Source organism: Cellulomonas sp. JZ18 (genome assembly GCF_009720485.1).
Taxonomy (GTDB): Bacteria; Actinomycetota; Actinomycetes; order Actinomycetales; family Cellulomonadaceae; genus Cellulomonas.
This window is the reverse complement of the sequence record NZ_CP045245.1, coordinates 157,478-180,729: the sequence shown is the minus strand read 5'-3', so window position 1 is coordinate 180,729 and position 23,252 is coordinate 157,478. Positions and strand designations below refer to the sequence as shown.

Annotated in this window: 14 protein-coding genes and 1 pseudogene; 10 read left to right on the top strand and 5 right to left on the bottom strand. The window is 75.2% G+C overall.

Annotated elements, in window-relative coordinates:
- The 9 genes and pseudogenes from GC089_RS00845 to GC089_RS00800 all read left to right on the top strand — a co-directional run bounded on the left by GC089_RS00845 (position 1) and on the right by GC089_RS00800 (position 13,402).
- Entirely contained in the window at positions 1–948 is a 948-nt protein-coding gene (locus tag GC089_RS00845; protein ID WP_155376088.1) for a carbohydrate ABC transporter permease, read from the top strand.
- A 56-nt stretch (positions 949–1,004) separates the two neighbouring features.
- Entirely contained in the window at positions 1,005–2,336 is a 1,332-nt protein-coding gene (locus GC089_RS00840; RefSeq protein ID WP_155376087.1) for an ABC transporter substrate-binding protein, read from the top strand.
- A gap of 187 nt (positions 2,337–2,523) precedes the next feature.
- The gene (locus GC089_RS00835) at positions 2,524–4,281 is read left to right on the top strand and encodes a beta-galactosidase family protein (protein ID WP_155376086.1); all 1,758 of its coding nucleotides are present in this window, start codon (positions 2,524–2,526) and stop codon (positions 4,279–4,281) included.
- Positions 4,282–4,438: 157 nt separating this feature from the next.
- Positions 4,439–8,611, top strand: coding sequence for a glycoside hydrolase (locus GC089_RS00830; protein ID WP_155376085.1), 4,173 nt, complete (start codon positions 4,439–4,441; stop codon positions 8,609–8,611).
- 1,038 nt (positions 8,612–9,649) lie between these two features.
- Positions 9,650–10,165: a tripartite tricarboxylate transporter substrate binding protein gene (locus tag GC089_RS18625; RefSeq protein ID WP_230684964.1), complete on the top strand. Its 516-nt coding sequence runs from the start codon at positions 9,650–9,652 to the stop codon at positions 10,163–10,165.
- Positions 10,166–10,286: 121 nt separating this feature from the next.
- Positions 10,287–10,727, top strand: a pseudogene (locus GC089_RS00815) (tripartite tricarboxylate transporter TctB family protein); the annotation flags it as partial.
- A 16-nt stretch (positions 10,728–10,743) separates the two neighbouring features.
- Positions 10,744–12,270 (top strand): tripartite tricarboxylate transporter permease, encoded by a 1,527-nt coding sequence (locus tag GC089_RS00810; RefSeq protein WP_155376082.1) that lies wholly within the window; start codon positions 10,744–10,746, stop codon positions 12,268–12,270.
- Positions 12,267–12,668, top strand: coding sequence for a universal stress protein (locus GC089_RS00805; protein ID WP_155376081.1), 402 nt, complete (start codon positions 12,267–12,269; stop codon positions 12,666–12,668). Before GC089_RS00810 ends, GC089_RS00805 begins: the two co-directional genes overlap by 4 nt.
- Positions 12,669–12,799: 131 nt before the next feature.
- On the top strand, positions 12,800–13,402 hold the full coding sequence (locus GC089_RS00800) for a hypothetical protein (RefSeq protein WP_155376080.1): 603 nt from the start codon (positions 12,800–12,802) through the stop codon (positions 13,400–13,402).
- 38 nt (positions 13,403–13,440) lie between these two features.
- Here GC089_RS00800 and GC089_RS00795 read toward each other — a convergent pair whose 3' ends face one another.
- Complete coding sequence (locus tag GC089_RS00795; RefSeq protein ID WP_155376079.1) at positions 13,441–16,845, bottom strand: hypothetical protein; 3,405 nt, start codon at positions 16,843–16,845, stop codon at positions 13,441–13,443.
- Between the two features lie 196 nt (positions 16,846–17,041).
- Between GC089_RS00795 and GC089_RS00790 the strand changes: the two genes are divergently transcribed.
- The gene (locus tag GC089_RS00790; protein WP_155376078.1) at positions 17,042–17,476 is read left to right on the top strand and encodes a DUF3592 domain-containing protein; all 435 of its coding nucleotides are present in this window, start codon (positions 17,042–17,044) and stop codon (positions 17,474–17,476) included.
- Between the two features lie 20 nt (positions 17,477–17,496).
- Here the strand turns inward: GC089_RS00790 and GC089_RS00785 are convergent, their stop codons facing one another.
- From GC089_RS00785 to GC089_RS00770, 4 genes are all read right to left on the bottom strand, one after another.
- On the bottom strand, positions 17,497–18,813 hold the full coding sequence (locus GC089_RS00785) for a glycosyltransferase (protein ID WP_155376077.1): 1,317 nt from the start codon (positions 18,811–18,813) through the stop codon (positions 17,497–17,499).
- Positions 18,814–18,951: 138 nt separating this feature from the next.
- Positions 18,952–21,189, bottom strand: coding sequence for a glycoside hydrolase domain-containing protein (locus tag GC089_RS00780; protein WP_155376076.1), 2,238 nt, complete (start codon positions 21,187–21,189; stop codon positions 18,952–18,954).
- Positions 21,190–21,486: 297 nt separating this feature from the next.
- Entirely contained in the window at positions 21,487–22,449 is a 963-nt protein-coding gene (locus GC089_RS00775) for an LLM class flavin-dependent oxidoreductase (protein ID WP_155376075.1), read from the bottom strand.
- Between the two features lie 10 nt (positions 22,450–22,459).
- A complete protein-coding gene (locus GC089_RS00770; RefSeq protein WP_196250773.1) occupies positions 22,460–23,155 on the bottom strand; it encodes a DUF998 domain-containing protein in 696 nt (231 codons plus the stop codon).
- Positions 23,156–23,252 lie beyond the last annotated feature (97 nt).

Genomic DNA, 23,252 nt, shown 5'->3' with positions numbered 1-23,252 from the left:
ATGACCACCGCGACCCCCACCACCCCCCGCTCGTCGGCCCCCCGGCTGCGCAGCACGCGCGGCGCCGGCAAGGACCGCGCCCGCACCCGCGGCCACAGCGTCGACAAGCCGCGCCGGTCCGTCCTGCTGACGGTGCTCACCGCGCTCGTCCTGCTGTACGCGCTGGTCCCGCTCGCGTGGCTCGTCGTCAACGCGACGAAGACGCAGGGCGACCTGTTCTCGTCCTTCGGCCTGTGGTTCGGCGACTCGTTCGCGCTGCTCACCAACATCGGCCAGACGCTCACGTACGACGACGGCATCTTCGTCCGCTGGTTCGCGAACACGCTGCTCTACGTGGTGCTCGGCGCCGGCGGCGCGACCGCGCTGGCGGTGCTCGGCGGGTACGGGCTGGCGAAGTTCTCGTTCCCCGGCAAGCGCGCCGTGTTCGCCGTCGTCATCGGCGCCGTGGCCGTCCCCGGCACCGCGCTGGCCGTGCCGACGTTCCTCATGTTCAGCCAGATGGGCCTGACCAACACCCCGTGGTCGGTCATCATCCCGTCGCTGATCAGCCCGTTCGGCCTCTACCTCATGTGGACGTTCGCCGCGGAGGCGATCCCCACCGAGCTCCTGGAGGCGGCGCGGATCGACGGCGCCGGCGAGGCGCGCACGTTCGCGCAGGTCTGCCTGCCGCTGCTCGCGCCCGGCATCGTCACGGTGCTGCTCTTCACGATGGTCGCGACGTGGAACAACTACTTCCTGCCGCTGATCATGCTCAAGGACCCCGACTGGTACCCGCTGACACTCGGCCTCAACGCGTGGAACGCGCAGGCCGCCACCGCGGGCGGTGAGGCGATCTTCCACCTCGTCATCACCGGGTCCGTCCTGACGATCGTCCCGCTGGTCGTCGCCTTCCTCTTCCTGCAGCGCTACTGGCAGTCCGGCCTGGCCGCCGGCTCCGTCAAGGAGTGACGGCAGGTCCGCCCCACCCCCATCCGGTTCCCGAACGACGACGTGAGAGGACTCCCATGACCCGCACCACCCGCCGCCCCGCCCGGCGCGCCACCGCCCTGCGCGGCGCCGCCGTGGTCGGCGCGCTCGCGCTGACCCTCGCCGCCTGCAGCGGCGGCGGCGGCTCCGACGCCGACCCCGAGGCCGCCGCCGAGGAGGGCGGCGAGCTCCTCGTCTGGGCCTGGGACCCGACCGTCGAGCCGATCGCCGAGGCCTACATGGAGGCCAACCCGGACGTGACGATCGAGCTCGTCAACGCCGGCACGGGCAACGACCAGTACACGGCGCTGCAGAACGCGATCAGCGCCGGCTCGGGGGTGCCCGACCTCGCGCAGATCGAGTACTACGCGCTGCCGCAGTTCGCGATCGGCGAGTCCCTCGCTGACCTGACCGAGCTCGGCGCCGACGAGCTCGAGGGCACCTACACGCCGGGCCCGTGGAACGCGGTCCAGCAGGGCGAGGGCGTCTACGGCCTCCCGCTCGACTCCGGCCCGATGGCGCTGTTCTACAACGCCGAGCTGTTCGAGCAGCACGGGATCCAGGTGCCGACGACGTGGGACGAGTACGTCGCCGCGGCGCAGGCGCTGCACGCCGCCGACCCGAACGCGTACATCACCGCCGACACCGGCGACGCCGGCTTCGCGACGTCGATGATCTGGCAGGCCGGCGGCCGCCCGTTCCAGGTCGACGGCACGGACGTGACGATCGACCTCGCGGACGAGGGCTCGCAGCGGTTCGCCGAGATGTGGCAGCAGCTCGTGTCCGCGGACCTGGTCGCGCCGATCAGCGCGTGGAGCGACGAGTGGTACCAGGGCCTGGGCAACGGGACCATCGCCACCCTCGTCACCGGTGCGTGGATGCCCGGCAACTTCGAGTCCGGCGTCGCGGAGGGCGCGGGCAAGTGGCGCGTCGCCCCGATGCCGCAGTGGGAGGCCGGCGAGTCCGTGACGGCCGAGAACGGCGGCTCCGCGATGTCGGTCATGGAGGCGTCGGAGAACAAGGCGCTCGCCTACGACTTCCTCGAGTTCGCGTCCGCCGGTGACGGCGTGCAGATCCGCATCGACGGCGGCGGCTTCCCCGCCACGGTCGCGGACCTGGAGTCCGAGGAGTACCTGGCGACGGAGTCGGAGTACTTCGGCGGCCAGAAGATCAACGAGGTGCTCTCGCAGGCCGCCGCGGACGTCTCCGAGGGCTGGCAGTACCTGCCGTACCAGGTCTACGCGAACAGCATCTTCAACGACACCGTCGGCCAGGCCTACGTCTCCGACACGACGCTCGCCGAGGGCCTGACGACGTGGCAGGAGCAGCTCGTCACCTACGGCAACGACCAGGGCTTCACGGTCGAGTGACCCGTCCCTGACGACGGACCCGGGGCGGCGGCGCACGCGTCGCCGCCCCCGGTCCGCAGCCGGGTCCCGCCGGCCCGCCCGCACCACCCCCACCGGACCGCCCGCCGACGTGGGAGGGGTACCGCCCCTCCGTCGTGGACGCGCGACCCACCGCAGCACCCGCCTGGCGACCCGAGGAGCCCTTGCCATGCCCACGTTCGAGATCGGCGAGCGGGACTTCCTGCTCGACGGCCGCCCCCACCAGGTGCTCTCGGGAGCGCTGCACTACTTCCGCGTGCACCCGGATCTGTGGGCCGACCGCATCCGCTCCGCGCGGCTCATGGGCCTGAACACGATCGAGACGTACGTGGCGTGGAACGTGCACGCGCCGACGCCCGACGTGTTCGACACGACCGGCCCGCGCGACCTCGGCCGGTTCCTCGACCTGGTCGCGGCCGAGGGCATGCACGCGATCGTGCGTCCCGGGCCGTACATCTGCGCGGAGTGGGACAACGGCGGGTTCCCCGCGTGGCTGTTCCGCATGCCCGGCGTCGGGGTGCGCCGCAACGAGCCGACGTACATGAAGGCCGTGCAGCAGTACCTCGAGCACGTGCTGCCGATCGTCGCGGAGCGCCAGGTGACGCGGGGCGGGCCGGTGATCGCCGTGCAGGTGGAGAACGAGTACGGCGCGTACGGCGACGACAAGGACTACCTGCGCGCGCTCGTCGCGATCAACCGCGCCCAGGGCATCGAGGTCCCGCTGCTCACGTGCGACCAGGCCGACGACGCGATGCTCGAGCGCGGCGGCCTGCCCGAGCTGCACCGCACGGCCACGTTCGGCTCCCGCACCGCCGAGCGGCTGGAGATCCTGCGCCGCCACCAGCCCACCGGGCCGCTCATGTGCATGGAGTTCTGGTGCGGCTGGTTCGACCACTGGGGCGCGCACCACCACACGACCGACCCGGCGCAGTCGGCGGCCGACCTCGACGCGCTGCTCGCGGCCGGCGGCTCGGTGAACGTCTACATGTTCCACGGCGGCACGAACGCCGGGTTCACGTCCGGCGCGAACGACAAGGGCGTCTACCAGCCGACCGTCACGTCGTACGACTACGACGCCCCGCTCGCGGAGGACGGCACGCGCACGGCGAAGTACGACGCGTTCCGGGAGGTGCTGGGCCGGTACACCGCGCTGCCGGCGGAGACGGCGCCGACGCGCGCGCCCGCGCCGACCGGCGTCCTGGCCGCCGGCCGGCGGACCGTCGACCTGTGGAGCGTCGTCGACGGGCTCGACGGCTGGGTGGACGCGCACGACGTCCCCACCCACGAGGAGGTCGCCGCGGCCTCCGGCTTCGTGCTGTACCGGACGTCCGTCGACCTCGCCGAGCCCGCCGTGCTCGCGTTCACCGAGGTCCGCGACCGGGCGCAGGTGTTCCTCGACGGGCGTCCCGTCGGCGTCGTCGACCGCTCCGAGCGCGGGACGTCGCTGACGCTGCCCGCCGGCGTAGGCCGCCTCGACGTGCTCGTCGAGGACCAGGGTCGCGTCAATTACGGCCCGCGGATCGGCGAGGCCAAGGGACTGGTCGGCCCGGCGCTGCTGGGCGGGCGCGAGCTCACCGGGTGGCGCGTCCTGCCGCTCGACGTCGACGCGGTCGCGGCGTCCCCCGCGCTCGCGGCCGACGCGCCCGGGTCCGCAGGCCCGGTGCCGGGGCCGTCGTTCAGCGTCTGGGAGAGCGACCTGCCGCAGGCCGACCTGTTCGTCTCGACGCGCGGCTGGGGCAAGGGCGTCGTCTGGGTCAACGGCACGTCGCTCGGCCGGTACTGGTCGAAGGGCCCGCAGACGACCCTCTACGTCCCCGCCCCCGCCGTGACCGGTCGCGGCGACCGCGTCGTCGTCCTGGAGCTGCTCGGCGGCCCGGGCGAGCTCGCGCTCGTCGACGCGCCCGACCTCGGCCACACCGAGTTCTGACCCCACCGGACCCGACGACGGGTCCGACCCACCGACCCCGACGGGCCGGCACGGGCACGTACGCAGTCCCCCGGTGCCCGTGCCGGCCCGCCGGTCCACCCCCTCACGCACCACGAGAGAGAGCACGACCCCAGGAAGAACCGAGAGAAGAGGACCGATGACGACGACGTCACGTCGCTCGACAGCGGGAGCCGCCGTGCTCGCGCTGACGGCCGGGCTCATCGCAGCACCGGCCGTGACCGCTCCCGCCGCCGCGGCGGCCGCGGTCACCGTCACCCCCAACCCCTGGTACGCCGGGGAGGAGTTCCAGGGCTGGGGCACGAGCCTGGTCTGGTTCGCGAACGCGACCGGCGGCTACCCGGAGGACGTCCGGCAGGACCTGTACGACAAGCTGTTCAGCGCCGACGGCCTGGACCTCAACATCGCCCGCTACAACATCGGCGGCGGGCACGCGTCCGACGTCGTCGACTACCTGCGCCCCGGCGGTGCGGTGCCGGGCTGGTGGAAGGCCGACCCGGACGGTGCGCTCGGCCTGTACGGCGGGGCCCCCACGACGCACGCCAACGCCGAGCGGGTGCGCGAGGCCTTCGACCCGGGCGACGACCGCTTCTACGACCTCGACGCCGACGCCGGCCAGCGGTGGTGGGTCGAGCAGCTCGCGGCGGACGACCAGATCACGCACTGGGAGACGTTCGCGAACTCGGCGCCGTGGTTCATGACGGAGAACGGGTACGTCTCCGGCGGGTTCGACGCGAACGCCGAGCAGCTGCGGCCCGACTCGGTCGACGACTTCGCGGCGTACCTGGTGCGCGTCAGCGAGGCGCTCGAGGACGCGCACGGCATCACGGTCGACACCATCGACCCGCTCAACGAGCCGAACACGAACTACTGGGGCACGACGCTCCGCGACGGCGTCCCCGTGGGCGGCCGGCAGGAGGGCATGCACGTCGGCCCCGCCCGGCAGGCGGACCTCATCGACGCGCTGGCCGAGCGCCTGCGCGCTCCCGGCACGACCACCGACGCCGTCGTCTCCGCCATGGACGAGACCAACCCCGGCACGTTCGTGCGCAACTGGGAGGCGTACGACGCGCAGACCCGGGCGAACGTCGACCAGCTCAACGTGCACACGTACGGCACGGGCGGCCGCGTGACCGTCCGCGACCTCGCGAAGGTCGAGGACAAGCCGCTGTGGATGAGCGAGGTCGAGGGCAGCTGGGTCAACGGCTGGAACCCGGCGAGCATCGTCAACGGCCTCGGCCTGGCCGGGCGCATCCACGACGACCTGCGCGAGCTGGAGTCGGACGCGTGGGTGTTCTGGCAGCCGGTCGAGGACCTGTACAACATGCAGCCCACCGGGGAGAACCTGAACTGGGGCGGCGTCTTCATCGACCTGGACTGCCGCTGGTACGGGTCGGGCGACGACGCCGTCTTCGCGTCCGAGCGGCGCGTGGAGGACGCGGGCGGCGACTTCTCGCAGGTCGAGCCGTGCCACGTCGAGACGAACACGAAGTACGACACCACCCGCAACTTCACGCACTTCATCCGCCCGGGCGACCGCGTCATCGCGACCGACTCCGCCACGACGACGGCCGCCCTCAAGGCCGACGGCACGTCGACGGCGCTCGTGCACACGAACGCGTCGGCCGAGCCGGTCACGCTGACGGTGGACCTGCGCCACTTCGGGACGGTCGCGGCGGGCGCGACGGCGACGCCGTACGTGACGACGCAGTCGCCGGAGGACCGACCGGGCGCGAACGCGCTCGTCCGGGGTGAGCCGGTGGCGGTGGACGCCGCGGCCGAGACCGTCACGCTCACGCTCCCGGCACGGTCGGTGACGTCGATCGAGCTCGACGGCGTCAGCGGCGTGGCCGAGGACGCGGCGGCGATCGCCGACGGGCACACGTACCAGCTCACCGGCGTGCAGAGCGGCAAGGCGCTCACGGCGGCGACCGGTGCCCCCACGGCGACGACCATCACGACGCCGGGCGCGACGGCCGAGGCCGCCCGCCCGCAGCTGTGGACGGCGCACGCGGTCGCGCCGGGGCGTCTCGACGGGACGAAGCGGTTCGTGCTCCAGGCGGCCGACGGGCGCGTGCTCGGCGCGACGCGGGCCGGCACGGACCTGCGGTCGGTCGCCGTCGAGGCCGCCGCGGCCGAGCCGCAGACGCGGTGGATCGTGTCCTCGACGGACGCGCGCTCCTTCGCGTTCGTCAACGAGGGCGTCGGGCAGGCGCTCGAGGTCGGCGGGCAGTCGACGGCCGAGAACGCGGGCGTCGGGGTCTACGGGTCGAACGGCGGCGCGAACCAGCGCTGGTACCCGCGCGACGTCGCGGCGACCGGGGTCTCCCCCGTGGCGCTGAGCACCACGGTCGGCGTCGCACCGGCGCTGCCCGCGACGGTCGTGCCGACGTACCGGTGGGGCACAGGCCCGGCCGCGGCGGTCGTGTGGGACGAGGTCCCCGCGTCGGCGTGGCAGCAGGCGGGGCAGGTCGCGATCACCGGGACGGCGACCGACGTGTACGGCGCGGCGCTGACCGTGACCGGGACCGTCGACGTCGGCGGGTTCACCGTCACCGACCCCGTGTCGGTCACGACGTACGAGGGCGCCACGCTCGCGCAGGTGCAGGAGGCGGCCCCCACGGTCGTGCCGGCGCGCGTCGGGGCGTCCACCGCGACGTTCGACACGGCCGTCACGTGGGACTGGACCGGCGTCACGGACGCGTCGTTCACGGCGCAGGGCGTCGTCGCCGTGCCGGGCACGGCGGAGTCGAACGAGGCCGGCGCCGCGGCGGTCCCGGCGACCCTCCACGTCGTCGTCACCGCGCGGGCCTCGGCGAACATCGTGCCGCTGCCCACGACGACGGCGAGCGCCACGTACACCGAGCCGGGCTACTCGATCGAGAACACCCGCAACGGCAACCGGACCGACAAGGCGTGGTCGAACTGGGTGGGCACCGCCCGCACGTCGGACACCCTCACGTACACGTTCCCGGCCACGGAGCTCGCCGACGCGTCGGTGTACTTCTACGCCGACGGCAGCCACCGCAGCTGGGCGCGCGAGACCGTCGTCGAGTACCGGGACGCCGCGGGCACGTGGCAGCAGGTGCCCGGGTTCACGCAGCCGGTGCCGACGCCGGCGCCGGGCGACGCGGGCGGGCCGGTGCTCACGCTCGACCTCGACGGCCTCGAGGCCACGGGCCTGCGGTTCGTGCTCACGCCGAACCCGGGCGTGCACATGATCGTGTCGGAGGTGGAGATCGGCGCCGTCGCGCCCGCCGCCGGCTCCGTCACCGACCTCGCCGCCCTGCGCACGAACGGCGTCGACGTGCCGGGCTTCGCGCCCGACGTCACGGCGTACGACGTGCAGGTGGACGGGTCGGCGTGGCCGAGCGTCGTCGCGGTGCCGGTCGACCGCGCGGCGCGTGTGCAGGTGACGCAGCCGTCCGAGGAGAACGGCGGCATCGCCACCGTGCGCGTCACGTCGGCCGACGGCTCGGAGACCGCGACGACGACCGTCACGGTGGCCCGGCGCGCGGTCGTGCGCGGGGTCACGCTCAGCGGCCTCGCGGCGGACGGGTCGGCCACGGCCGGCTCGGCGCTCACGGCGGTCGCTGACGTCGACCCGGCGGACGCCACGCTCGCGTACGTGTGGGCCGTGGACGGCGAGGTCGTGGAGGACGTCGAGGGGGCGTCCTTCACGCCGGCCGACGAGCACGTCGGCGCGGAGGTCACCGTCACGGTGACCGCCACCGCCGACGGGTTCGTCGCGTCGGCGGCGGTCGCGTCGGCGCCGGTGACGGTCGTCGACGCGGTCGACCCGGGGCAGCCGGGACAGCCCGGCCAGCCCGGCCAGCCGGGTCAGCCCGGTCAGCCCGGTCAGCCCGGTCAGCCGGGCGGGCCGAACCCGGGGCAGCCGGGTCAGCCCGGTCCGCAGGCGGGGCCGACGGTCTCCCTGTCGGCCGGCACGGTCCGCGCGGGCGGCACGGTGGACGTCACCGCGTCCGGCCTGACCGCCGGCGGCGAGGTGGCGGTCGAGCTCCGCTCGGAGCCCGTCCTGCTCGCCGTCCGCACGGCCGACGCGGCCGGCGCCCTGTCGACGCGGGTGACGGTCCCGCGCGGCACCGCGGCAGGCACGCACACCGTCGTGGTCATCGACCGCGCGACGGGTGCGACCGGCACGGCGACCCTCCGGGTCGTCGCCGCAGGCGGCGGCAGCCTCGCCGTCACGGGCGCCACCCCGTGGGCCCTGCTCACCCTCGGCCTCGGCCTCGTGGCCGCCGGCGCGGGCGTGGTCACGGTCCGTCGTCGTCAGACCGGCACCACCGCCTGACGCGACACCACCGGCCGGCACACCGGCCACCGACGCGGCCCCGGGGAGCGACCCTCCCCGGGGCCGCGGCACGTCCGCCCACCCACCGGCCCCCGCCCCCACCGCCGCCACCACCACCGCCGCCACCGCCGCCACCGCCACCGCCACCGCCACCGCCACCGCCACCGCCGAGCGCGCCACACGTCCGCCGAGCGCGCCACTCGTGTCCGGTGCGCTGGCGCGACGTCTGGCGCGCTCGACCTCCGCCCTCCTGCTGCGCGGCGGGCACGGCTCGGCGCCGCCGTCAGCCCCTTGCGACCGAGCGCAGGCGCGCTCGTGCACCACGAGTGGGGTGGAGTCTGCGCGGGCGCGGCGGGGGCGCGGGCGGGCGCGGCGGGGCACGGTCGGGCGTCGGGGTGCCGGGAGCGGCGCGGGGGGACAGGATCGGGAGCAGGCACGAGGGGGTGTTCTGCATGGCGGTCCTGCCGCACGGTGCACGCGCGCACGCGCCCCTGCCGGCGACCCGGCGCGACGACGTCGTGCAGCGTTGCGGACGCCAGGCGTCCACAACCCTGCACAGGTCGCGTCCCGGCCGGGCGGGGCGGGCGCGCCTCGTCCTCGCCGGCCTGCTCGTCGCGGTCCTCGCGCTCACCGGGTGCGGCGTCACGCGCGGGGACGACGGCGGCGAGAACCGGCGGCTGCGCATGATGATCCCCAACTCCCCCGGCGGCGGGTACGACCAGACCGGGCGGGCGGCGACCCGCGTCATGGAGGACGAGGACCTCACGGGCCGGTTCGAGGTCAGCAACGTGATCGGCGCGAGCGGGACGGTCGCGATGCAGCGGCTCGTCAACGAGCGCGGCGCGGAGGACCTGCTCATGACGATGGGCCTCGGCGTCGTGGGCGCGACGTACACCAACGGGTCGGACGCGCGCGTGAGCGAGGCGACGCCGATCGCGCAGCTCATCGAGGACCAGGAGGGGCTGCTGGTGCCCGCCGACTCCCCGTTCCGGACGGTCGACGACATGGTCGCCGCGTGGAAAGGCGGACCCCGGCAGCGTGCGGATCGGCGGCGGCTCGGGCAACGGCGGGCCGGACCACCTGTTCCCGATGCAGCTCGCGGCGGCGGTCGGCGTGGACCCGACGGAGGTCAACTACATCTCCTACGACGGCGGCGGCCCCCTCACGACCGCACTGCTCGGCGCGAAGATCGACGTCGGCACATCCGGCCTCGGGGAGTTCGAGGGGCAGATCGCCGACGGCTCGCTGCGGGTGCTCGCGGTCTCCGGCGAGGAGCGGCTCGCGGGCGTGGACGCCCCGACGCTCGTCGAGTCCGGCATCGACCTCGTCTTCACCAACTGGCGCGGCGTGCTGGCCCCGCCCGGCATCCCCGACGAGGTGCGCGACCAGCACATCGCGCTCCTGGAGGAGATGCACGCGTCGCCCGAGTGGCAGGAGGCGCTGGAGACGAACGGGTGGATCGACGCGTTCCGCACGGGCGACGAGTTCGGCGAGTTCCTGCAGGAGCAGGACGAGCGGGTCGCGGGGACGCTCGAGGAGCTGGGGCTGCTGTGAGCGCCGCCGGCACCCGCCCCGCTGCGGACGGCCCCGCTCCCGACCGCCCGCACCGGACGGCTCCCCGGCCGCGGCAGCCCGCGGCCCCGACCGCGCCCAGTACGGCCTCGCCGCGTTCCTCGCGCTCGTCGGCGTCGTGACGCTCGTCGACTCCGCCGGCCTACGTCCGGGGTTCGCCGACCAGGTCGTGCAGCCGTCGGCGTTCGGCTACGTCATCGGTGCCGCGCTCGTGCTGCTCGCCGTGCTGCTCGCGGTCGCCACGGCCCGGGGCGACCGTGCCGAGGGCGAGGCCGGCGAGGACGTCGACCTGACGCAGGGCACCGACTGGCGCACGCTCGCCGGCCTGGCGGGCGTGCTCGTCGCGACGGTCGCGCTCCTCGACCGGCTCGGCTGGGCGATCGTCGGCGCGCTGCTGTTCGCGGGTGCCGCGACGGTGCTCGGCAACCGGCACTGGGTGCGCAACCTGCTCATCGGCGCGGTGCTCTCGGTGGCGTCCTGGTACGGCTTCTACGTCGGGCTGGGCATCCCCATCCCGGCGGGCGTCCTGGACGGGGTCCTGTGATGGCGGGAGCCCTGTGATGGACGCGCTGCTCACGGGCCTCTCCCTGGCCCTCACGCCCGAGAACCTGCTGTACGCCGTGGTCGGCGTGCTGCTCGGCACCGCCGTCGGCGTCCTGCCCGGCATCGGGCCCGCGATGACGGTCGCGCTGCTGCTGCCCGTCACGTACAACGTGTCGCCGAGCGCCGCGCTCATCATGTTCGCGGGCATCTACTACGGCGGCATGTACGGCGGGTCGACGACGTCGATCCTGCTCAACACGCCCGGCGAGTCGTCGTCGGTCATCACGGCGCTCGAGGGCAACAAGATGGCCAAGGCGGGGCGTGCCGCACAGGCGCTCGCGACCGCCGCGATCGGCTCGTTCGTCGCCGGGACCATCAGCACGGTGCTGCTCGTGGCGCTCGCGCCGACGGTCGCCGACTGGGTCGTGGTCCTCGGCGCGCCGTCCTACTTCGCGCTCATGGTGCTCGCGCTCATCGCGGTCACGAGCGTCCTGGGCAGCTCGAAGCTGCGCGGCTTCATCTCCCTCGCCCTCGGGCTGACGATCGGGCTCGTCGGCACCTCGACGGGGCAGGCCCGGCTGACGTTCGGCAACCCGCTGCTCGCCGACGGGATCGACATCGTCGTCGTCGCGGTCGCGATCTTCGCGGTCGGCGAGGCGCTGTGGGTGGCCGCGCACCTGCGCCGCCGGCCGCTGGAGATCATCCCCGTCGGCCGCCCGTGGATGGACCGCGCCGACTGGCGCCGGTCGTGGAAGCCGTGGCTGCGCGGCACCGCGTACGGGTTCCCGTTCGGCGCGCTGCCCGCGGGCGGTGCCGAGATGCCGACGTTCCTCTCCTACATCACCGAGCGGCGACTGGCCGGCAAGCACAAGGCCGAGTTCGGCAAGGGCGCGATCGAGGGCGTCGCCGGCCCGGAGGCCGCGAACAACGCGTCCGCCGCCGGCACCCTCGTCCCCCTGCTCGCGATCGGCCTGCCCACCACCGCCACGGCGGCCGTCATCCTCGCCGCCATGCAGGGGTACGGGCTGCAGCCCGGTCCGCAGCTGTTCGAGGCCGAGCCCGAGCTCGTGTGGACGCTGCTCGCCAGCCTGTTCGTCGCGAACACCCTGCTGCTCGTCATCAACCTGCCGATGGCGCCGCTGTGGGCGAAGCTGCTGCGGATCCCGCGGCCCTACCTGTACGCGGGCATCCTGTTCTTCGCGGTGCTCGGCGCGTACAGCGTGAACTTCCAGTGGTTCGACGTCGCGCTGCTCGGCCTGTTCGGCGCCCTCGGGTTCGCGATGCGGCGGTTCGGGCTACCGGTGCTGCCGCTCATCGTCGGGGTCATCCTCGGGCCGCGGCTCGAGGAGCAGCTCGGGCAGGCGCTGCAGCTCTCGCAGGGGGACGTGTCCGCGCTGTGGGGCGAGCCGGTCGCGGTGGTCGTGTACGTGCTGATCGCGGTCCTGCTGCTGGGGCCGCTCGTGCTGCGGCTGGTCCCCGGGCGGCAGGGGCCCGAGCGGCTGGAGGACCGGGTCGACGAGCTCGAGGAAGAGGTGAGGCGATGACCGTCGTCGTGGGCTGGACGCCCGACGCCCGGGGCTACGCGGCGCTCGTGCGCGGCGCGCGGGAGGCACGCGCGCACGGGGAGGACCTGCTCGTGGTGAACGCGACGACCGGCACGGCGGCGGTCGACGACCGGTTCGCGGCGGCGTCGGACGTCACCGAGGTGCGCACGCTGCTCGCGTCGCTCGGGATCGAGGCGGAGGTGCGCCAGCCCGTCGTCCGGGACGTCACCGAGGCGCTGCTCGCGGTCACCGAGGAGGTGGACGCGTCGGTGCTCGTCATCGGCATCCGGCACCGCTCACCCGTCGGGAAGCTCATCATGGGCTCCACCGCGCAGCGCATCCTGCTCGACGCCCGCTGCCCCGTGCTGGCGGTGAAGGCGGACGACGACACCCGCTGACGCCCGTCCGGCCGTCGTCCGCCGCCCCCGCGGCGGGAGCGGGCCCGAGGTCACAGGGCCGGCGGCTGCTCGGCCGGTACCGTGCTCCGGTGACCCCGATGCCGCCGCCCCGCCCCCGTAGGACGTCCCTGGTGGGACCCGTCGTCACGACGTGCGCCGGGGTCGTCGCGCTGCTGGTGGCGCTCGTGGTCGGGCTGCTCGCGGCGCGGACGTTCCTCGGGCTCGTGACGACGGACGTCCTCACCGCGTCCGGTGCGCCCGGGCCGTCGGCCGTGGCGGCGGCGGACGCCCCGGGCGTGACGACGGCGACGCTCGAGGCCGGCGAGCGGTACGCCGTGCACCTCGCGTACGACGGGTCGACGGAACCGCGCCTCACCGAGGACGTGCTGCTGCGCGCGCCCTCCGGCACGGTCGTCGCCGCGGACGACGACCCCGCCGTCGACGGCAGCTTCGGCGCCGGCGCGTGGTCGGTCGTGTCGGTGTCCGCGTTCACGGCCCCCGAGTCCGGCACCTACGACGTCGCGGTGCCGCCGGCGACCCTCGAGGGCGCGCGCGTCCTCATCGCCCCCGACCAGGACGTCGCCCCGTTCGTCGGCGGGATCCTCGGCACCGTGGCGGGCGCCTTCGGGGTCGTCCTCATCGGCGCGTTCGGGGGCGGCCTCGTCCTCGGCGGCGTCATCTGGTGGGTCGTGCGGGCCCGGGCGCGGCGCACGGCGGGCCCCGCGACCTCCTGACCCCGTCGGTCGCGTGCGCCCGCGGGCACCCGCCGGCGTCAGGACCGGCGCCGCCGCGACACGACGAGCGCGGCACCTCCCAGGAGCAGCAGCGCCGCCGTCAGCGACAGGGCCGCACCCACGTCGGCACCGGTCGCGGCGATCCGGCGGTCCCGGTCGGCGGCCACGTCGGCCGCACCGCGGTCGGCGGGGTCACCGGGGTCCCTCGGGTCGCCCGGGCGGCCGGGGTCACCGGGGTCTCCCGGGTCCCCCGGACCGCCGGGGTCACCCGGGCCCGGCGTCGGGCTCGGGGTAGGCGTCGGGGTCGGCGTCGGCGTCGGGGTCGGCGTCGGCGTCGGGATCGGCGTCGGGCTCGCCTCGGGGTCCACGACGTTCGTGACGACGCACGTCACGTCACCACCCTCCGGCACCTGCACGACGTCCCCGTCGAGGGCGCCGCCCGTGCACGCCCAGCCCTCCTGCACGTACCCCGGCACGTCGTCCGACTCGTCCAGCACGTACCCGCCGGCGACGACCGGCACGTCCGTCACGGCCGGGTCGCCCGTGGTCCCTGCCGCCGTCATCGTCAGGTTGCTCGCCGACAGGGTCCACAGCCCGGGGGCGGCCGGGCCCTCGACCTCCTTCAGGAGGGTCAGCACGCCCCCCGTCCACGTGTTCGTGACGGTGCACGTGACGTCCGTCCCCGGCGGCACCTCGACGGTCACGACCTCCGCCCCGGTCACCGGCAGCGCCGGTCCGCAGTCCCAGCCCTCGGTGCGGTACCCGGCCGCGGCCACGGGCGTGCGCGCCTCCTCGCGCAGCGTCACGGTGCCCGCCGGGATCGGCACCGCGGTCACCTCGGGCGAGCCGGAGACGCCGGAGGCGCCGCCGGTGGGCGGGGTACCGACGAGCGTCCAGTCCGTGGCGGCGGACGGGCCGCCCACCACCTCCTTGACCAGCGTGAGCGTCGCACCGGTCCACCGGTTGGTCACCGTGCACGTCACGTCCTGGTCGAGCCCGAGGACGAGCCGCCCGTCCGGCGTCGGCACGGCACCGCCGCCGTCCTCGACGCAGGACCACCCCAGCTGCTCGTACCGGGGCACGCCGATCTCGGCCAGGTCGTACGTGCCCGCGACGACCGGGACGTCGGTGACCTGGGCCTGCCCCGTGCTCCCGACGACGACGGACGGACCGATCGCGAGCAGCACGAAGTCGGTGGCCGCCGCGGGGCCGCCCCCGGCGTTGACGACGTCCTTCACGAGCGTGAGCGTCGGGGCGACCGCCCTGTTCGTGACCGTGCACACGACGTCCTCGGTGAACGGGACGCCCTCGCGCCAGGTCGCCGGGACCGTGAGGACCCCGTCCTCCACCGGCAGGGGCGAGCGCCCGACGAAGCACTGCCACGGCCCCGCCTCGTACCCGGGCGTCGACGCCGGTGACTCGCTGAGCGTGTACGCGCCGGGCTCGACCGGGACCCGGGTGACCTCCGGCGACCCGCTCGTGCCGGTGAGGTCGACAGGCCCGTCGGCGGCGAGCACCCAGGCGCCCGGCTGGGCGTCGCCACCGCCGCTGTTGTCGACGTCCTTGACGAGCGTGAGGTGCGCGCTCGTCGCGCGGTTGGTCACCGTGCAGGTGACGTCCGCGCCCTCGGTCACCTCCACGGTGTCGCCGTCGACCGTGGCGCCGGTGCACGTCCAGCCCTGCTGCGCGAACCCGCCGACCTGCGACTCGGACAGCGTGTAGGTGCCGGGCGGGACGGGTACGTCGGTGACGGCCGGCGAGCCCGACGGCCCGGTCAGCGACGCGTCGGGCGACGTCGCGGAGAGCGTCCACGCCGAGGGCGGCGCGGAGCTGCCCAGCACCTCCTTGGTGAGCGTGAGGGTGCCGCCGGTCCAGGTGTTCGTCACGGTGCAGGTGACGTCGGCGGCCGTCGTGACGGTGACGGTGCTGCCGACCACCTCGGCGCCCGCGTCGCACTCCCAGGCCGACGGCTCGTACCCGGCAGGCCCTGCCTCCGACAGCGCCCACGACGAGCCGACGTCGACGGCGACCCGCGTCACCGCCGGCGTCCCCGACACGCCGCTGACCGTCGTGCCGTCGCCGGCCGCGGTCAGCGTGAAGTCCTCGACGTCCGCGGGGCCGCCCGGGCCGACGACCTTGACGAGCGTGAGGCTGCCGCGCTCCACGGTGTTGGTGACCGTGCACGTGACGTCGCCGCCGCTCGGCACGTCCACCGCGGCCGGCCCCGCCTGGCCGGACGTGCACGACCAGGCGGAGGCGGAGTAGTTCGCGGGCCCGGTCTCGGACAGCTCGTAGCGCCCGGCGGGGACGGGGAAGCGCGTCACCTCCGGGCTGCCGCTCTCCCCGCTGACCGTGACGACGGGCCCGGCAGCCTCCAGGGTCCAGGCCTGCGGGGGCGCCGTGCCGCCGGCCACCTGCTTGACGAGCGTGAGCGTGCCCCCGGTCCACGTGTTCGTCACGGTGCAGACGACGTCGCCGTCGGTGGGAGCGAGCACGAGCTGGGCGCCGCTCAGCGTGCCGCCCGTGCAGGACCACGCGCCCGCCGCGTACCCGGCACCGATGGTGCCGATCGTCGACTCCGAGAGCGTGTACGTCCCGGGGTCGACGGGGACCCGGGTCACGAGCCGGGTGCCCGACCTGCCGGAGACCACGTCGGGACCCGCCGCCCGGAGCGTGAAGTCCCCGACCCGGGCGAGCCCCCCGCCGACCACCTGCTTGACGAGCGTCAGCGTCGGACCGGGCGGTGCCGTGTACGTGTTCGTGACCGTGCAGACGACGTCCTGCCCGACCGTCACCACGACGGACGTCGCGGAGGTCTGCTGCCCGCCCGTGCAGGACCAGTCGCCCGGGGTGTAGCCCAGCGGCCCCTCCGACTCGGAGAGCTGGTACCGGCCCACCCGCACGGGGACCCGGACCCCGTCCGTGCCCTCGACGTTGACCGGCCCCTGCGCACGCAGCGTCCACTCCGCGGGTGACGCGACGCCGCCGACCACCTGCTTGCGCAGGGTGAGGTACGGCTGGACCGCGTCGTTGCGGACCGTGCACGTCACGCTGCCGTTCGCCGGCACGGTGACCGTCGGCGTCGGGGTGGTGAAGGTGCCGGCCGGGCCGCAGTCCCACGAGACGAACGCGTACCCCGGCACACCGCCGGACTCGCTGATCGTGTAGGACCCGGCGGGCACCGGCAGGGACTGCACGCCGTTCAGCCCGTTCCCGCTGAACGTGTACGCCGGGTCCGCGGTGTTGACGGCCTGCACAGACCACAGCTCGCGCCGGCCCTCGCTGGCGCCCGTGTTCAGGTTCTCGATGCGCTTGAACAGGGACAGCCGCCCGGTGACGGAGGGGTCCACCTGCGCGGGCACGGGACCGGCGGCACCCAGCAGCGTGACGACGAGCGCCAGCAGCAGTGCCACGGCGGTGGTGCGGGAGCGACGGTGCGACATGCGGCGTGCCCTTCGTCCGGGACGTCCTCCTGGTCCATTTGCTCAGGCCAGGCGGGTCCTCGGCAAGAGGAGAGCGCCTACCGCGGGTCGCCCGACGGTGCGTCCGCACGTCGCCGTGGCGCCCGGCGCCCCCCTGTCCGCGTCCAGGCCCCGCCGACCGGCGCCCGGTGTCCCGCGTCGAGCGCGCCCTCGGCGGATGACCCACGATGGCGCCATGCCGGTCGTCGTCGTGGTGCAGGTCCTGCTCGTGGTCGCCGCGGCGTGCCTCCTGGTGCCCGTCCTGCTGGCGCGGCGCGACGCGGTGCGGACGCGGCGGCGCCTCGCGCGGGCGCGCACCGCCTCGGGCGAGGTCCTCGCGGTCACCGAGGAGGGCGGGGGCACCGTGCCCACGGTCCGGTACTTCGTCGGCGGCGAGCGGCTCGAGGGCGTGCCCCGCACGCCCCGGCCCGGTGCCCGCTACCTCGTGGGTCAGCCCGTCGACGTGCGGTACGACCCGCAGGAGCCGGCCTGGATGACCGTCGAGGCGGTGCCCGGCGACGCGCGCGTCCCGCGCGCGCCGGGCGCACGGGCGGCCGCCGTCACCGCCGCCGTCCTGCTCGTCGCGGCCCTGCTGCTACGGCTCGTGACCTGACGACGGCGGTCCCGCCCTCCTCAGGCCAGCGCCGGCGCCGCCTCGAGCGCCGCCACGTGGTCGAGGATCTTGTCGAGCACGACCGCCCGGTCGAACTGCAGCGCGTACTCCCGCGCGCGCTCCGCCCACGCGGCCCGGTCGACCGGGTCCGTGGCGAGCACGTCGTCGAGGGCGGCCGCGATCGCGTCCGGGTCCTCGACGGGCACGATCACCGCGGTGTCCCCGACGGCCTCGCCGATGCCGCCCGTGTCGGTCGTGACGACCGGGCCGCCGCCGGACAGCATCTTCTCCGCCAGCGCGATGCCGAACGTCTCGACGAACTCCGGGCGCGGCTTGCTGGGCAGCACGAACGCGGTGCACCCCGCCATCAGGTGCGGCTTCTCGTCGTCGGAGACGTCGTGCAGGAACGTGATGCGGTCGGCGACGGGCGTGGCGGCCGCGAGCGCGCGCAGCTCCTCGGCCTGCGGGCCGTTGCCGGCGACCACGAGCCGCTGCCCCGCCGCCGGCGCGCCCGAGCGCACGAACCCCTCGATGAGGTCGTCGACGCCCTTGGCGTGCGCGAGCCGGGACAGGAACAGCACGTACCCGTCCCGCTCCAGCCCGCGCGCGGCGAGCACCGCGTCCGTGCCCTCCTCGGTGCGCGCCAGGTACTGGCCGACGTCGATCGCCGGGTAGGACACCTCGACCCGGGCGGCGCACTGCTCCGCGAACCGCGTCCCGTGCCGGGCGTCGATCGCGGCCGCCTCGGTGACGATCAGGTCGCGCGTGTACCGGGACACCGCGAGGCACACGTCGTGGGAGAGGTACTGCGCGAGCACGTGCGCGGCGGCGCCGAACCGGTCCTCCTCGACGCACGCGCGCACGACGTTCGTGACGTCGGACCCGACGGCCTCGGCCACCGTGACGACGTCCACGGGCAGCCCCGTGCGGCGCGCGACGGCGACCGCGTCCGCCACCGCGGTGGCGTGCGGCGACAGGTAGAGCGACAGCGCGACCGTGGGCACGCCGTCGGTGAACAGCTCGACGAGCCGCCCCGTCAGACCGGCGAGGTACCGGCCGTCGGGCACCTTGTAGTCGCCGACGGGCTCGGGCCGCTCGACGACGATCCCCTCCCGGTAGGGCAGCACGCGGTCGAGCGGCTTGAGCGGCAGCCCCGCCTCCTGCAGGCGCCCGACCGGCCACGTGACGATGCGCACCTCGTCGAACCCCCGGTCGAGCGCGGCCTCGGCGAGGTTGCGCGCCTCGCCGGAGTGGCCGCAGATGACCGGGTCGGCGCGCACGACGATGACGAGGCGGCGCGCGCGGCGTGCGTGGTGGGCGGCGGCGGAGGCGGTCACGGCGTCGTCCTCTCGGTCCGGGTGGGGACGGGTCGGGGGGTGGCGGGGTGCGTGCGGTGGTGCGGCGCCGGGGGGCGCAGGGGTGCTGCGAGCGGGTCGCCCGGTGGCCCGCGCGGCGGTGCGCGGGGTCGGACGACGTCAGGGGCGACCCGACCGGACGAGCGTGGGGGCCCCGGCGGGCGGTCGCGGTGCCGGTGCGCTCGGTGGTCGGTGGTGCGTACCCCAGCCCGAGGGTTCGGGGCCGAGGCCGATGAGGAGCCGACCGCCCGCGTGCAGCTCCCCGCCGGTCAGGTACGGGCGCTCGAGCGGTTCGCCGTCGAGGTGCACGGACTGCACGTGCTGCGCCGGTCCGCCGGGCTCGGGCTCGACGAAGCCGGTCGTCTCGACCGTGAGCGGACGGCCGCCCACGTCGATCCGCGCCTCGCGCCACGCCGGCGCGTTGACGAGGAACAGGTTCTGCCCCGCGACGGGGAAGAGCCCCAGGGTGGCCCACACGTACCAGGACGACAAGCCCCCGGAGTCGTCGTTCCCGGGCAGCCCGCCACGGCCGGTGCCGAACTGCTGCGTGACGACCTGGTGCACGACCTCGGCGGTGCGGTCGGGGCGGCCGGCGTACATGTAGGCCCAGGGCGCCTCCATGTCCGGCTCGTTGTTGAGCCCCTCGAAGCGGTCGAGCGCGTAGCCGGCGAGCAGCTCGTCCGCGTCGGGTGCGAGGCCCGGCTGCACGACGGGCTCCGCGCCGTACCCGAAGAACCGGTCGAGCAGGGCGACGAACGCGTCGTCGCCGCCCGCGAGCGCGATGCGCGACGCCATGTCGTGCAGGAGCCGGAACGAGTAGTTCCAGCGCCCACCCTCGTAGTACGTGGAGTCGACGAGCAGCCCGTCGTCACCGAACGCGTTGCGCCACCGGGCGGCGAGGGGCCGGAACTGCTCCACGAGGGTGAGGTCGCCGACCCGGGCCGCGACGATCGCGGTGCACCAGTACCCGAACGCGAGGTCGAGCGTGTGGCTGATGGGGTGCGCACGGCCGCGCAGCAGGAAGTCCTCGCCGTACGTGCGCCGCAGGTCGTTGTGCATGTGCACCAGCGCCCAGTCCCAGTCCGTGCCCGGCAGCCCGAGCGCGCACAGGTCCGCGAGGAACGTGTGCGCGAGCGCCGACCCCTGCCGGCTGAACCGGTCGGCCCCGCGCGCCATGCGGTAGCCGATGGGGAGGTTGCCCTCCTCCTCGGCGATCTGCAGCAGCGCGTTGGCGAGCTCGACCGCGCGGTCGGGGACGAGCGCCGTCAGCAGCGGGAGCTGCGTGCGGTAGATGTCCCACATCGTCGACAGGTCGAACGCGAACGGGCCGGGCGTCGGCCAGAACGGGCTCTCGTCCGGTGCGAGGCAGGGCTTGATCAGCGAGTGGTACAGCGCGGTCGCCATGACGGTGCGACGCTCCGACGAGGGGGTGTCCACGGCCACCTTGCCGAGGTGCTCGCGCCAGACCGCCTCGGTGCGCGTGCGGCGCAGGTCGAACGCCCGCGGCTCGTCGCCGCACTCCGCGGACAGGGTGGCGCGGGCCTGGTCGACGCCCCGCAGCGAGAACCCGAACCGCAGCTCGACGACCTGCCCGGGCTCGGTGGGCCCGGCCCACATGAGCCCGAAGGGCCGCAGCGTCGTGGGCCGGATCCGGTCGAAGTCGAGGCGGGTGCCGCCCGGCATGAGCCGCCGGTCGTACCAGAGCATCTGCCGCCAGTGCGGCGCGTCGCACTCGACGCGCACGGCGAGCGGCGCCCCCTCGACGACGATCTCGCCCTCCGCGACGCCGGGCGCCACCGACGCCAGGTGCGCGCGCAGCGGCACCGTGCGCCCGTAGGGGATGTCGAGCCCGCCGAGGGAGAAGTCGATGACCAGCCGGGCGTCGTGGTGCGCGGGGAACGTGTACCGGTGCACCGCCGACTTCGGCCCGACGGTGACCTCGCAGCGGATGCCGGAGGACAGCGTCGCCGCGTAGTACCCGGGCGACGCCTCCTCGTCCACGACGTCCCACACCTGGCCGAGGTCGTCGAGCGGCCGCAGCATGGGCGTGACCCGGAAGTAGTTGTAGTACTTGCGGATCGCGCCGGTGCCGGACTGCTGGAAGTGCGTGAAGCCGCTGGCGACCTGCCGGTCGTGCAGCACGGGCGGCAGCCCCTCCGTGGACAGGTCGTAGCGGCCGTACCCGGTGGGGTACGCGCCCGAGTAGGCGCACGCCGAGACCATGCCGAGGGGGTACGTCGCCCCGGGGTGGGTGTTGCCGACCTGGGGCTTGGGCCACCACCACGTCGCGGCCAGCCCGGTGGGTCGCGGCAGAGACGTCTGCTCGGTGCCGATGAAGGGGTCGACGTGCTCGAGCACCGGCACCTCCCACGTCCCTCGCACCGGCCCCGCGCACGGTCGGCACAGCGTGACGCCTGCGGGGCGGCGCTGTCCATGACGTGACGGTGAACGGTTCGCGACCGGCTCCGGGCCGGGCCGTGGGGGCGTTCCCCGCGACCCGGCGACCGTACGAGCCGGGTGTGTCCCCGGTGTTGCCGCCAGGTCACGACCCGTGCGGGGGGACGCGGCGGGCCGGGCTGGGGTCGGGTCGGCGTCAGCCGGCGAGCAGGGCGCGCGCGGCCTCGTCCACGTCCGCCGACACCCCGGCCGTCCCCCTCACAGGACCCGGGCGAGCGACGCCAGCGCGGCCACCGGGTCGGGGCCGGCGGGGAGCAGCACGGCGCTCGTGACGCCCGCGTCGGCCAGGGCGCCCAGGCGGGCGCGGACCGCGTCCGGGGTGCCCGCGAGCGCGAGCTGCGCCACCCACGCGTCGGGCAGGCGGGCGGCGAACTCCTCGCGGGTCGCGCACGACGCGCGCAGGGCGCGGAAGTCGTCCGCGAACGGCAGCGGCGCGACGTGCACGTCCCAGTCCGGCTCGCCGATCCACGCGAGCGCGGGCCGTGCGGTCGCGAGCGCCGCGGCGGCGTCGTCGTCGACGGCGGCGACGTTGTACGCCGCGACGCGGTGCGGCCCGGCGGGGGCCGCCTGGGCGAGCGCGGCGCGCACGTACTCGGGCGTGGCGGGCTCGGCGAGCACCGTGCCGTCGGCGACGCGGCCGGCGGCGGCGAGGGAGCGCGGCCCGCGCACGCCCGCGATCAGGTCGGGCACCACCTCGGGCACGCCGGACGGGTCGAGCGCCACGTCGACGAGGCCGAGCGCGGAGGCCTCGCCGCTCGTCACGGTCTCGCCGCGCAGCAGCGACCGCAGCGTCGTCAGGTACTCCTCGAGCAACGTCAGCGGACGCGCGGGCCACGCGCCGACCGACCGCAGCCAGTCCGGCATGCCGTGCCCGATGCCGACGTCGACCCGCCCCGGGAAGAGCTGGGCGAGGGTGGCGACCTCCATCGCCGCGAAGGCGACATTGCGCACCGCCGCCGGCAGGATCCCGATGCCGACCCGGACCCGGGTGGTGGCGGCCAGCACCGCCGCGGTCTGCGCGACGCCGCCGCGGAACCCGAGGTCCTCGACGACCCACAGCTCGTCGAAGCCCAGCTCGTCGGCGCGGCGGGCGAACGCCAGCACCTGCGTGGGGTCGAGGTCGCGCGGGAGCATCACACCGACGGCGGGGGTACGAGTCATGCACCCATGCCTACCGCACGGCCCGGTGCCGGGCGGCCAGCGCGCCGAGCAGGACGGCGCCCGTGAGGACCAGCCACACGACCGCCGGGTACATCGTCGCCCGCTGGCCCCCGCCCACCCCGAGCCCGAGGTCGACGCCGACGACGTCCAGCACGGTCGCCGTCGCGCCCGCCCCGCCGAGGACGAGCGACACGACCGCCCACGCCCGGCGCCGCCGCAGCAGGGCCAGCCCCGCGGCGAGCGCGGCCGTGTTGCCGCCGACCACCGCCAGGACCGACCCGACGTTGTGCACGACGTAGCGCGGCACCCCGCCCAGGGGCTCCGCGAGCGACCCCGGCACGAGCCCGACCCACACGACGCCGGTCGCGTGGACGAGCAGCGCCGCGAGCACCCACGGCCGGGCGCGTCGCGGCAGCAGGTCGCGGAGCAGGACGGCGGCCGCCGCGACCAGCAGCCCGTGCACGACGAACGCGGCGTTCATGAGGTCGTGCCGTGGCGAGCACACCGTGCGACCCGTCAGCTCCGCGCACTCCGCGAGGCCCAGGTCGCTCACGTAGTGGTGCGCGCGGCTGTACGGCACCACCTCCCACGCCGAGGCGACGACCTGCTCGACGACCAGCACCTGCGCGGTCGCGACCAGCACGAGCGTGCCGACGACGTGCCGTGCGCGGACCCGCCGCGCGCTGCCGGCGTCGTGACCCGTCATGCCCCCCATCCTCACGGTCGGTGCCCGTCCTGCCCGGTGGCGCCGGGGGTGCGCGGTGGCGTGGTGGCGGCGAGGCGAGGACGATGCGTGCAGCCCG

What these genes read in the sequence shown, in the direction of transcription:
- GC089_RS00795 (WP_155376079.1), bottom strand. Translation starts at nt 16,845, where the DNA reads ATGTCGCACCGTCGCTCCCGCACCACCGCCGTGGCACTGCTGCTGGCG.
- GC089_RS00810 (WP_155376082.1), top strand. Translation starts at nt 10,744, where the DNA reads ATGGACGCGCTGCTCACGGGCCTCTCCCTGGCCCTCACGCCCGAGAAC.
- GC089_RS00805 (WP_155376081.1), top strand. Translation starts at nt 12,267, where the DNA reads ATGACCGTCGTCGTGGGCTGGACGCCCGACGCCCGGGGCTACGCGGCG.
- GC089_RS00835 (WP_155376086.1), top strand. Translation starts at nt 2,524, where the DNA reads ATGCCCACGTTCGAGATCGGCGAGCGGGACTTCCTGCTCGACGGCCGC.
- GC089_RS00770 (WP_196250773.1), bottom strand. Translation starts at nt 23,155, where the DNA reads ATGACGGGTCACGACGCCGGCAGCGCGCGGCGGGTCCGCGCACGGCAC.
- GC089_RS00790 (WP_155376078.1), top strand. Translation starts at nt 17,042, where the DNA reads ATGACCCACGATGGCGCCATGCCGGTCGTCGTCGTGGTGCAGGTCCTG.
- GC089_RS00775 (WP_155376075.1), bottom strand. Translation starts at nt 22,449, where the DNA reads ATGACTCGTACCCCCGCCGTCGGTGTGATGCTCCCGCGCGACCTCGAC.
- GC089_RS00845 (WP_155376088.1), top strand. Translation starts at nt 1, where the DNA reads ATGACCACCGCGACCCCCACCACCCCCCGCTCGTCGGCCCCCCGGCTG.
- GC089_RS00840 (WP_155376087.1), top strand. Translation starts at nt 1,005, where the DNA reads ATGACCCGCACCACCCGCCGCCCCGCCCGGCGCGCCACCGCCCTGCGC.
- GC089_RS00830 (WP_155376085.1), top strand. Translation starts at nt 4,439, where the DNA reads ATGACGACGACGTCACGTCGCTCGACAGCGGGAGCCGCCGTGCTCGCG.